Origin of the sequence: Bartonella raoultii (genome assembly GCF_019659805.1) — a bacterium.
GTDB lineage: Bacteria > Pseudomonadota > Alphaproteobacteria > Rhizobiales > Rhizobiaceae > Bartonella > Bartonella raoultii.
In genome coordinates this window covers 43,996-56,214 of record NZ_JAIFRO010000006.1, presented here as the reverse complement: position 1 = coordinate 56,214, position 12,219 = coordinate 43,996, and the positions used below count along the sequence as shown (strand labels likewise).

The following is a 12,219-nucleotide window of genomic DNA, read 5'->3' as shown; positions in this document are numbered from 1 at the left end:
TTTATCTTTATGTTTCTGATTAAATCAGAAGAAACAATAAAATCATGCTTTAAACTTCTTAAATCTGTTGTTACCTTCTTAGCATATGATACACATAGACGTGTACATAAACGATTTTTAAACAGGTCAAATGAGCATCGTTAATGGATTTTCAATCATTTTCTTAAAAGTCCGCGCAAGATCTGCTGCTAATGCACCATCAACAGCACGGTGATCAGCAGAAAGTGTAACCGACATAACTGTTGCAACCACTAATTCACCATTTTTGACAACAGCCCTTTTTTCACCCGTACCAATTGCAAAAATTGTTGCATGTGGTGGATTAAGAATAGCAGAAAAGCTTTTTATACCATACATTCCCATATTTGATACAGCAGTTGTTCCTCCCTGATATTCTTCCATTTTCAGCTTTCTCTCACGTGCACGCTTTACATAATCTTTCATCTCATTAGAAATTATTGACAAAGACTTTTCCTCTGCGTGACGAATAATAGGCGTAATTAATCCATCGGGAATAGAAACAGCAACACCAACATCGCAATATTTGTGATGAATTACCCCACCTTCAAGCCAAGATACATTCGCTTCAGGAACCGCTTTTAAAGAAAGAGCTACAGCTTTAATAATCATATCGTTAACAGAAAGCTTATAAGCTGGCTTAACTCCCTCTTGAGCCTTAACCATTGGAGCAGCAGCGTTTAATTGCGCACGAATCTCCAATAATGCATCAAGCTCACAATCTACTGTTACATAGAAATGCGGTACTTTCTGCTTTGATTCAACTAAACGTTTGGCGATTGTTTTACGCATATTACTATGAGGTGAAAATGTATATTCATTCTCTTTAAAGAGTCTTAGTATCTGTTCGTCAGAAATACTTTCAGCGACCGGTTGTGTTGTTTGTGATACATGAGAAACTTCAAAAATACCGCTACTTATAGCTTTTTCTACATCACGCTTAATAATACGTCCATGGGGACCACTTCCCGAAATCAGTGATAAGTCAAACCCCGCCTGAGCTGCTAATCGCCGTGCTAAAGGAGAAACAAAAAGACGTTTATCCTTTTTATCTTTCTGTATTAATGGTTGCGTTGATGGTGCATGAGATACTTGTGCATCCTCTGAGTTTATCTGCTTTTGATCTTCCGATTCTTTTAGTTTATCTGATTTTCTCATTGCAAAAGAAGAAGAGGTTTCTTCTATAATTTTTGCAGCTTCTGCTAAATCTTCACCTTCTGCTGCTAAAATAGCAATGACACTATTTACTTTAACACCCTGCGTTCCAGCAGGAACAACGATTTTAGCAATCGTTCCTTCATCAACGGCTTCGACTTCCATTGTCGCTTTATCTGTTTCAATTTCAGCAATAACATCACCAGAAGAAACTTTATCTCCTTCTTTAACATTCCATTTTGATAAATTCCCTTCTTCCATCGTAGGAGAAAGCGCAGGCATTGTAATTGTAATGGGCATAGTGCTTTCCTCCGTTATGCTTTATAAGTCACAGCCTTAACGGCTTCAACAATTTCAGCAATGCTAGGCAAAGCCAATTTTTCAAGATTAGCTGCATAAGGCATTGGGACATCTTTGCCAGAAATTGTAGCAACTGGTGCATCAAGATAATCAAAAGCCTGTTGCATAACACGTGTTGCAATCTCAGTCCCAACAGATGATTGTGGATAGCCTTCTTCAACCGTTATCAAACGCCCTGTTTTTTTAACTGACGTCAGAATTGTTGGAAGATCCATTGGACGAATAGTTCGTAAATCTATTAATTCAACATCAATGCCCAATTTTTCAATTTCTGGTAATGCTTGAACGGCATAATGCATTCCAATCCCGCATGCAACAATTGTAACATCTTGTCCAGGTTTATGAATTCGTGCTTTACCAAGAGGCAAAACAAAATCATCTATTTGAGGAACATCAAATTGATGACCATATAAAATTTCATTTTCAAGGAAAATAACAGGATTGTCATCACGAATAGCAGCTTTTAATAAACCCTTTGCATCTGCAGCACTATAAGGCATAACAACCTTAAGCCCAGGAATATGACTATACCACGCAGCATAGCACTGAGAATGCTGTGCACCAACACGTGCAGCTGCACCATTTGGACCACGAAAAACCATAGGAGCAGTCATTTGTCCACCAGACATATAACGTGTTTTTGCTGCAGAATTGATAATTTGATCCATTGCCTGCATCGCAAAATTAAATGTCATAAACTCCACAATGGGACGCAATCCTCCAAAAGCAGCACCAACAGCCAATCCTGCAAACCCATGTTCTGTGATTGGTGTATCAATAACACGACGCACACCAAACTCTTCCAATAAACCTTGGCTTACTTTATAAGCACCTTGATATTCCGCAACTTCTTCCCCCATGAGAAAAACCATTTCATCACGCCGCATCTCTTCTGCCAAAGCTTGATTAAGCGCTTCACGTACCGTCATTGTAACCATTTGCGTTCCTGCTGGAATATCAAAATCAGGAACTTTATCAAAAGTAGGAGATTGTGGTATTGACGAAGGCAAAGATGGCGGTGCTTCCACAGATTTTTGTAAAGAATCGTTTGGTTTCACAATATCCTCCACACGTTCACCTTCTTCTAATAAAACTGCAATAACCGTATTTACTTTTACGCCTTCAGAACCTTCATGCACAAAAATTTTACCAAGTGTTCCTTCATCAACAGCCTCTACTTCCATCATTGCTTTATCAGTTTCAATTTCAGCAATTATATCACCAGAGCTCACTTTATCGCCTTCTTTCTTGAGCCATTTCGACAACTTACCTTCTTCCATTGTCGGTGAAAGAGCTGGCATCAAAATATCAATAGACATACTTGCTCCCCTTGCATCAAACTAAAATATCAGTATAGAGCTCAGAAGCTTCTGGCTCTGGATCACTCTTTGCGAAATCCACCGCATCAGCAATAATCGCGCGAATCTCTTTATCAATAGATTTTAAGTCATCTTCGCTCGCCCAATTTTTTTTAAGAATCCGACTTTTTACTTGATCAATCGGATCATGTTCCTCTTTTATTTTCTGGACTTCTTCTTTTGAACGATATTTTGCTGGATCAGACATAGAGTGACCACGATAGCGATAGGTCTGCATATCAAGAATGATAGGCCCTTTACCCGAACGTGCCCAAGAGATCGCTTCATCAGCACCTCCTTTTACAGATCGAACATCCATACCATCAACAACAATACCTGGAATTTCAAAAGAAAGACCTCTACGGGAAAAGTCAGTCTCTGCAGACGCACGTGCAACAGATGTTCCCATCGCATATTGATTATTTTCAATAATATAAACAACTGGAAGCTTCCAAAGCGAAGCCATATTAAAACTTTCGTAAACTTGTCCCTGATTGGCAGCACCATCACCAAAATAAACCAATGTCACATTATCATTACCAAGATATCGATTCGAAAATGCTAAACCAGAACCAATCGGAACTTGTGCACCAACAATGCCATGTCCACCATAAAAATTCTTCTCTTTAGAAAACATATGCATCGAGCCACCTTTTCCCTTTGAAAAACCACCTTGACGCCCTGTTAATTCTGCCATAACACCACGTGGACTCATTCCAACCGCTAACATATGGCCATGATCACGATAAGACGTAATAACCTGATCACCCTTTTTTGCTGCTTTCAGTGTTCCAATAACAACAGCTTCCTGCCCAATATAAAGATGACAAAATCCACCAATAAGCCCCATGCCATAAAGTTGTCCTGCTTTTTCTTCAAAACGACGGATTAAGAGCATTTCACGATAGGCATCAATTTCTTCTTCTTTTGTAAAGTTGGCTATTGGCGCTTTTTTTGTCATGCTTGATAATGCTGTATGCACTACCGGCGCAGAATTTTTTTTAAGTCGTTCTGCCATATTAAACTCCCTTTTATGATTATTTAGGCATAACCTTTACGAACAAAAGTTACAAGCGTTATCAATCATTTTAAATGATATCATAGAGAATTTTTTCCAAGTATTTTCTAAATTTAAGCGATCTTTCACGCGCTTTTAATATCATTTACAAGGTGTTAAGATTGTCAACTCATTTGACCGAGAAAAATTTAAATTCTTCCGGATATATTCATCCAACATATCCTTTTCAATGTGACCATTGCGTAAAAGAGCAATATGCTTTTCAAAAAATATTCGCTCAGTTTTTACTTTATAAAGTTCCTGTTCTAATTCACTAATATGTTGATTCACTTCACTGCGTGAATATAATCCATATTCACCATGATAAATATGATAACTGAAATAGCTCAAGACTCCCACCGTTATAAGTGGTAGTACAAAGCGTGTTTTTATCGATCTGCGTTTTTGCTTTGTCCACATAAAATAGCACAGTCTTTATAGCATAATACTCTTAAATATCGTACCTAACTATGCATAATTTTAATTAATACCTCATTACCAAATCTACATACGCCAATAATTTATTAGGCTACATTCACCCTCCTCACACTATACCATATTACCTACTTTTGTATCACAATATTTAATTTAGTGTTTACGAATTTTTAACTCTATGTCCATCTTTATCGGTAAAAGATCCTGTCAAAATCATTATAAAATCAATAAATGCCCAAATCGCAGTTATAGGCGTCAAAAAAATTGTTAGAGTTAAAAGAAGCATTACAAGCCCCGTCCCTACTTTACCAACCATAAAGCGGTGAATACCTAATGCCCCTACAAAAAAACTAGCAAATGCTAATAAAATTTGTGAATGTTGTGATTGTCTTTCATTTAAGAGAAGAGTATCTAAAAGTGGAACAACAGATTTAATACTATCCCCTTCACACACAAAATCAACACTATCGCCTATCCTTGGTGTTTTATTTCCTAACCAATCCCGCATCACAAATTGATAGCGAGCACCATCATCACCTGAAACGAGATAATTTCCTTGCTTCTGGTCATAATCTTACCTTTCATCTTTACCACCTAATAAATATGAAATAAATTTGCTCTTTTAATAGTTAATAATATATTGATGATCTCCACGAAATAAACACAAAGCTGTATGTACTCAAATAAATATAATAACGCAGCTTAAAATCCCCCAGTAGTTTTTAATTCCCCCACCACTATTCAGCAATACAAAATACGATAAGCAATTTTTATTGCTATTTTATTTCTATAAAACATGCATAGCTCTTCTTTATACTCTTAATCAACTATGCATATTCTATTTCAATAACTTAATAAAGATACATATTAGATGATATTTACTATTATATATTATTATAAGATAGATATTTACTTGTAACCCAGAAGATTTCGCCACATGTAATTTGTTTTCCGTCTTCGTCGGTAAATTTTCTAGCGGCAATAAATAGAATAAAATTAATGATTCCCCCTCTAACAATCCTACTCTCAAGGAGAAAAATACAAATCGATTTATACGATTCTTTTATTTGGATAATAAGACCGAATAATCTCTACGTACAATACTCTTTAAATATTTTCTAAACAATTCATAACTTTTATAAAAATCGTAATTATCAAATCCTTACAAAAACAATTTATTGTTATTAATTATAAAACCTACCCTTAGCTCTACTCAAAGCATATAAAACCTATTTAACGATTATATTTATAATACCAAATTCAGTATTGATTAACTTCTTATTTCGTCTCCATCTTTATTAGTAAAACGATCTGTTAGGATATATAATAAGTCAATAGTTGACCAAATCGCTGTAACAATTAGCCCCACAACTGTCAAAGAGATAAGAACCATTAAAATACCTGTCCCAATTCTACCAACCATAAAGCGGTGAACTCCGATAAAACCCACAAAACAACAAAAAATTGCCAATTTCAATTTTAATCGTTCTGCCGTTTGATGGCCAAAGAGCGGAAAAACAGATTTAACCGTATCACCTTCACACACGAAATCAACAGCATCACCCACTTTCGGTGTATTTTTTCCTAGCCAATCCCAAGTTTCAAATTGATAGCGCTTACCATCCGCACCTGAAACAAAATATGTCCCCGAATCCTGACCAATAATCATACCTTTCATCTTCAACACCTATAAAACTACTAGCCACACGCCATTTATAAAGAAGAATTCTTATAAAAACGTTTTACCATAATTCCTTAATGTATTTATTTATTTTACTTTATTGATACAATTTGTATTAATTATATAAATAAAGAAGACTAAATAGCTTATCTTCATCATCAGTTACAATACAAAACAAACTTTACAAAGAGATTATTTTTACTTTTTCCACACAAAACGGTACAGTATTTGTATACTCTTAATCAACCATGCACATCCTATTTCAATAACTTAATAAAACTGCATAGTAAAAACAATTCACCATTATATATTTTATTGTAATGTAAAAGCTTTACCAGCGTGTAATTTGCTTTCCATCTTTATCGGTGAACCTTCCTGCAACAATAACTATAAAGTCGACAATTGCCCAAATTCCTGTAATCATCAATCCAACAATCGATAAAGAGAGAATAAGCATTAAAGCACCAGTTTTTACTTTACCAACCATAAAACGGTGAACACCAAATATACCAGAAACCCAACAAATGAGTGCAAGCATCATTTTCGAAGGCTCTGAGTTTGGTTGCAACAATGGGAAAACAGAATTAACGCTATCGCCTTCACACATAAAATCAACGCTATCACCTATCCTTGGTGGATTTTTTCCTAACCAATCCCAAGTTGCAAACTGATAACGCTTACCATCATCACCGGAAACAAGATATGTTCCCTGATCCTGACTAATAATTATTCCTCTCATCTTTACACCTATAAACTCGTTACCCCCTTCTCTTATAATTAAATATACCCTCTTGATAATATTGACTAATCTAATATTTTACCTGCATAGATATTCACTACTATCATCTTGACCAATTACCAGCATAACATGCCTGTGCTCCTAGCATTTCTTCAATGCGAATAAGCTGGTTATACTTTGCCAACCTATCTGAACGTGCAAGTGAACCAGTTTTAATCTGTCCACAATTTGTTGCAACAGCAAGATCTGCAATAAAAGAATCCTCCGTTTCACCTGAACGATGTGATATCACAGTACGATAGCCTGCTTTATGTGCTGTTTCTATAGCATCAAGTGTCTCACTCAAAGTGCCAATCTGATTAACTTTAATGAGAATAGAGTTTGCTACCCCCATTTTGATACCATCACTTAAACGTGCTGAATTTGTTACAAATAAATCATCACCAACAAGCTGACACTTTTGACCAATGGCGTTGGTCAATAGCTTCCAACCGTCCCAATCATCCTCCGCCATACCATCTTCAATTGTAATAATGGGATAAGTTTGAACAAGCTGTGCTAAATAATCTATCTGTTCCTGAGTATCACGACACTTACCCTCACCTTTATAAAAATACGAACTATTTTTATAAAGTTCGGTTGAAGCACAGTCTAAACCAAGAGCAATTTGTTCACCCGGCTTATATCCACAGGCTATTATAGCCTCCATAATAAAATCAATAGTTTGCTCAGCATTTTCAAATTGAGGGGCAAAACCACCTTCATCTCCAACATTGGTATTATAGCCTGCATTTTTTAAACGCTTTTTTAACATATGAAAAACTTCAGCACCATAGCGGATTGCTTCTTTTACTGTAGAAGCACCTACAGGAATAATCATAAACTCCTGAAAATCAATAGAGTTATCAGCGTGGATACCACCATTAATAATATTCATCATAGGCGTTGGAAGAATGTGTGTATGCACACCACCAATATAACGATACAGAGGCAAACTTAAGGAGTCTGCTGCTGCTTTTGCTACTGCCAAAGAAACGCCCAAAAGTGCATTTGCACCAAGACGCGCTTTGTTTGCTGTTCCATCCAAGGTAATCATTGCTTGATCAATAGCAATTTGATTTCTTGCATCTCTCCCACAAAGTTCTTCAAAAATTTCGCCATTTATGGCAGCAACTGCTTTTTCGACACCTTTTCCTTCATAGCGTTTACCACCATCACGAAGCTCAATGGCTTCGTGCGCTCCTGTTGATGCCCCTGAAGGAACAAGAGCGCGTCCAAAAGCTCCATTGTCTAAATGGACATCAACTTCTACCGTTGGATTACCCCGACTATCGAGAACCTCACGCCCAATAATATCAACAATTATAGTCATATGCACTCCTTACCCAACGAAACTCTTGATTTATTTTTAACGCCATAATGAAGCAATACCCTCTATAACTGCATTTTCAATTAATCTTTTTGGATAAATAATCAAACTCCATTAAAGTCTCAAGCAGTCTTTGTAAATGATCAATTTTAATCATATTAGCTCCATCAGAAGGAGCATTATCTGGATCTTGATGTGTTTCTAAAAAAATACCTGCAACTCCGACAGCAACAGCTGCACGCGCTAAAATTTCAACAAATTGACGCTGTCCACCTGATGAATTACCTTGACCACCTGGCTCCTGAACAGAATGGGTCGCATCAAAAATAACAGGAGCTCCAAACGAACGTAAAATAGGCAATGAACGCATATCAGAAATAAGACGGTTATAACCAAATGAAGTGCCCCTCTCACAAAGCATAATATTTGCATTACCACTTTGAGTCACCTTTTTTAAAACATTCTCCATATCCCACGGTGCCAAAAACTGGCCTTTTTTAATATTAATGGCACGTCCTGTTTTGGCTGCAGCAATCAAAAGATCTGTTTGACGACATAAAAAAGCTGGTATTTGTAAAATATCAACTACAGGGGCAACAATTGTGCATTGCTCTTCTGTATGCACATCAGTTAATATCGGACAGCCAAACTCCTTCTTCAAATCTGAAAAAATAACCATTGCTTTTTCAAGACCAATACCACGTGCCGCAGTAAGAGACGTTCTGTTAGCTTTATCGTAACTCGATTTATAAACAAATCCAATACCTACTTGCTCCGCAATTGTCTTAATCTGCCCCGCCATTTCAAAAGCATGATCCCGACTTTCTATCTGACATGGTCCTGCAATTAATGAAAGAGGTGTCTCATTTGAAAAAACAATATTTCCAACTTTTACAATGGCATTTGGCTCTGACATTTTATTCTCCGAAAGTAGAATCCGATTTATAAACTAAACCAATCGACTTTTTTCCACAGTCGCTTCAATAAAAGAAGAAAAAAGTGGATGTGGATCAAAGGGACGTGATTTTAGTTCTGGATGATATTGAACACCGATGAACCATGGATGATCTGCATATTCTATCGTTTCTGGCAAAATGCCATCTGGAGACAGACCCGAAAAAATTAAACCACATTTTTCTAGCACATCTTTATAATCGATATTTACCTCATAACGATGACGATGACGCTCATAAATCCTTGTTACTCCATAAATTTTAGCAATATGACTCTCTTTTTTTAATTCAGCTGCAAAAACACCAAGCCGCATTGATCCACCGAGATTACCATATTGTGTACGTTTCTCAAGGATATCTCCTTTGAACCATTCTGTCATTAAACCGACAACTGGATTTTTTGTTTCGCAAAACTCACTTGAGGAAGCATCCTTAATATTTGCAATATTCCGCGCCGCTTCTATACAAGCCAATTGCATCCCAAAACAAATGCCTAAAAAGGGAATTTTACGCTCCCGCGCAAACTGAATAGCTCGAATTTTACCTTCTGCACCACGCGCACCAAAAGCACCTGGAACCAAAATTCCATGCACTTTTTGTAAATAAGAAGCAGGATCTGCTTTTTCAAAAAGCTCTGCCTCAATCCATTCAATGTTTACTTTCACTTTATTCGCTAAACCACCATGCGTAATCGCTTCGGTAAGAGATTTATAAGCATCTTTCAATCCTGTATATTTACCAACGACAGCAATTGTAACTTCCCCTTCAGGATTATAAAGCCGGTATGTAATATCTTTCCAACGATCCATTTGGGGCTCAGGAGAGTGTTTAATTCCAAAAGCAGAAAGAACTTCTGAATCTAATCCCTCTTTATGATATGCCATAGGAACATCATAAATCGTTGGCATATCCAATGCTTGAATAACTGCAGTTGGACGAACATTACAAAAAAGTGATAATTTGTTTATCTCCGTTTTGGGAACAGCTCGATCTGCACGCACTAACAAAATATCAGGAGCAATACCAATTGATTGTAATTCTTTAACGGAATGTTGTGTTGGCTTGGTTTTTAATTCACCAGACGAAGAAATATAAGGCATTAATGTAAGATGTACATAAACAACATTTTGCCTTGGCAATTCATTATGCAGCTGACGAATCGCCTCAAGAAAAGGCATTGCTTCAATATCACCAACCGTTCCACCTATTTCACATAAAACAAAGTCAAATTCTTCATTTCCTGTAGTAATAAATTTTTTAATTTCATCTGTAACATGAGGAATAACTTGAACCGTCGCCCCTAAGTAATCACCACGTCGTTCTCGCTCGATGATGTTGCGATAAATACGCCCCGTTGTAATATTGTCTTGGCTATTTGCAGAACGTCCCGTAAAACGTTCATAATGACCAAGATCAAGATCTGTTTCTGCACCATCATCGGTCACAAACACCTCACCATGTTGGTAAGGCGACATTGTTCCTGGATCAACATTTAAATAAGGATCAAGTTTGCGAAGCCGTACACGATACCCACGAGCTTGTAATAATGCAGCTAAAGCCGCCGCTGCGATGCCTTTTCCAAGGGAAGAAACCACACCACCAGTAATAAAAACATAACGTGCCATGGGCTTATGGTGATAAGCAATTTATAATGATTTTTCCAGCAAAAAATGCAAAAAGAAACAACTTTTCTTCTATAAAAGAAAAAAGGTGAAAAACCACCTTTTTTAAAATATGAGATTCTCTTGAAAAAATTACTTTGTATCATTATCCGGAACTGGATTTTCAAGAGCTGGTGGAACTGGATTTTCAACTGCAGGAGAAGAACCCTTTAATTGTTCAAGGATAGAAGGTTGAGAATCACTATTTGATGGTAGCACTGATTCTGGAGCATCTTCATTTGTAGCATCTTGTTTTGAATGAATCGGTATACGCTTGAGAATATCAGAACTAGAATTCGATATATTCTCCACTACGGTAAGTCCAATAGAGATGGCAAAAAAACAGCATGCTAAAATAGCTGTTAAACGTGTTAATGGATTTTTAGCCCCACGCGCTCTCATCAACCCTGAACCGCTACTACTTGCACCAAGCCCACCACCTTCTGAAGGCTGAATTAAAATAACGCCAACCAAAGTAATGACAATCAAAAAATGGATAACAATAAGTACTGTTTGCATAAACCCTGCTCTTTAAATAACTTTTTATGGTTCTTTACACATAAATAGCATATAATCCAAGGGAAAACCAAAATTTCTCTATTATAATTTACGATAAATATCGCAAATAGTTAAAAAATCGGTTGCCTTTAAACTTGCTCCACCTATCAAAGCACCATTAACATGAGGGATACTCAAAAGTTCAAATGCGTTAGATGGTTTTACTGATCCACCATAAAGCAAGCGCGTTTTATCTCCTTCATGACCAAAACGAGAACGCATCTCATCACGAATAAAGTCATGAACTTTTGTAACATCTTCTACACTCGCTGTATTGCCTGTTCCTATAGCCCATACAGGCTCATAAGCGATAATAGTATTTTCTGCTGTTGTATCATCTGGCAAAGATTCTGCGAGCTGCTGCGTAAGAACATCGAACACTTTATTACTTTTGCGCTCCTCTAATGTTTCTCCAATACAAACAAGAGCAACAAGACCTACTCGCCATGCTGCTTCTACTTTTGCACAAACGATTTCATCACTTTCTTGATAAATTGTGCGACGTTCTGAATGTCCAATGATAACATGACTTGCTCCTGCTTCTTTAAGCATAAAAGCTGAAACCTCTCCTGTATAAGGACCATAATCATCAAAATGACAGTTTTGTCCTCCTAAAAGGAGATTCTCGCCATCTAATGTATCATAAGCACGTGATAAAAGTGTTGATGGAACACAAATAAGTGCTTCAAATAAACGCCCTAAATCAGAGCTAACACCAGCAGCAATGGCACGCAATTCTCCAAGAGATTCGCTCGTTCCATTCATTTTCCAATTTCCAGCAATAAAAGGCCGAATATTTGGAGACATATTTTTACCTCAAAGATTATTACAACGCTTTTTTTATATTTAGGTATCAAATTATAAAATGAATGCAA

12 protein-coding genes are annotated in these 12,219 nt (G+C 36.8%); all 12 read right to left on the bottom strand.

What is annotated here, in order from left to right; all coding sequences use genetic code 11:
- Positions 1-126 precede the first annotated feature (126 nt).
- Positions 127-1,473, bottom strand: coding sequence for a pyruvate dehydrogenase complex dihydrolipoamide acetyltransferase (locus K3248_RS06380; RefSeq protein WP_220717557.1), 1,347 nt, complete (start codon positions 1,471-1,473; stop codon positions 127-129).
- Between the two features lie 14 nt (positions 1,474-1,487).
- Positions 1,488-2,852: a pyruvate dehydrogenase complex E1 component subunit beta gene (locus K3248_RS06375; RefSeq protein WP_220717556.1), complete on the bottom strand. Its 1,365-nt coding sequence runs from the start codon at positions 2,850-2,852 to the stop codon at positions 1,488-1,490.
- 16 nt (positions 2,853-2,868) lie between these two features.
- Positions 2,869-3,909, bottom strand: a complete 1,041-nt coding sequence (pdhA, locus tag K3248_RS06370; protein ID WP_220717555.1) for a pyruvate dehydrogenase (acetyl-transferring) E1 component subunit alpha — start codon at positions 3,907-3,909, stop codon at positions 2,869-2,871.
- A 141-nt stretch (positions 3,910-4,050) separates the two neighbouring features.
- The gene (locus tag K3248_RS06365; RefSeq protein ID WP_220717554.1) at positions 4,051-4,368 is read right to left on the bottom strand and encodes an FtsB family cell division protein; all 318 of its coding nucleotides are present in this window, start codon (positions 4,366-4,368) and stop codon (positions 4,051-4,053) included.
- A gap of 175 nt (positions 4,369-4,543) precedes the next feature.
- The gene (locus K3248_RS06360) at positions 4,544-4,891 is read right to left on the bottom strand and encodes a TM2 domain-containing protein (protein WP_220717637.1); all 348 of its coding nucleotides are present in this window, start codon (positions 4,889-4,891) and stop codon (positions 4,544-4,546) included.
- A gap of 762 nt (positions 4,892-5,653) precedes the next feature.
- Positions 5,654-6,061 (bottom strand): NINE protein, encoded by a 408-nt coding sequence (locus K3248_RS06355; RefSeq protein ID WP_220717553.1) that lies wholly within the window; start codon positions 6,059-6,061, stop codon positions 5,654-5,656.
- Positions 6,062-6,395: 334 nt separating this feature from the next.
- Positions 6,396-6,803, bottom strand: coding sequence for an NINE protein (locus tag K3248_RS06350; RefSeq protein WP_220717552.1), 408 nt, complete (start codon positions 6,801-6,803; stop codon positions 6,396-6,398).
- A 103-nt stretch (positions 6,804-6,906) separates the two neighbouring features.
- Complete coding sequence (gene eno, locus K3248_RS06345) at positions 6,907-8,175, bottom strand: phosphopyruvate hydratase (protein ID WP_220717551.1); 1,269 nt, start codon at positions 8,173-8,175, stop codon at positions 6,907-6,909.
- Between the two features lie 76 nt (positions 8,176-8,251).
- Positions 8,252-9,088, bottom strand: coding sequence for a 3-deoxy-8-phosphooctulonate synthase (gene kdsA, locus K3248_RS06340; protein WP_220717550.1), 837 nt, complete (start codon positions 9,086-9,088; stop codon positions 8,252-8,254).
- A gap of 33 nt (positions 9,089-9,121) precedes the next feature.
- Positions 9,122-10,750 (bottom strand): CTP synthase, encoded by a 1,629-nt coding sequence (gene pyrG / locus K3248_RS06335; RefSeq protein ID WP_220717549.1) that lies wholly within the window; start codon positions 10,748-10,750, stop codon positions 9,122-9,124.
- Between the two features lie 129 nt (positions 10,751-10,879).
- Complete coding sequence (secG, locus tag K3248_RS06330; protein WP_220717548.1) at positions 10,880-11,305, bottom strand: preprotein translocase subunit SecG; 426 nt, start codon at positions 11,303-11,305, stop codon at positions 10,880-10,882.
- An 81-nt stretch (positions 11,306-11,386) separates the two neighbouring features.
- Complete coding sequence (tpiA, locus tag K3248_RS06325) at positions 11,387-12,151, bottom strand: triose-phosphate isomerase (RefSeq protein ID WP_220717547.1); 765 nt, start codon at positions 12,149-12,151, stop codon at positions 11,387-11,389.
- Positions 12,152-12,219: the final 68 nt, after the last annotated feature.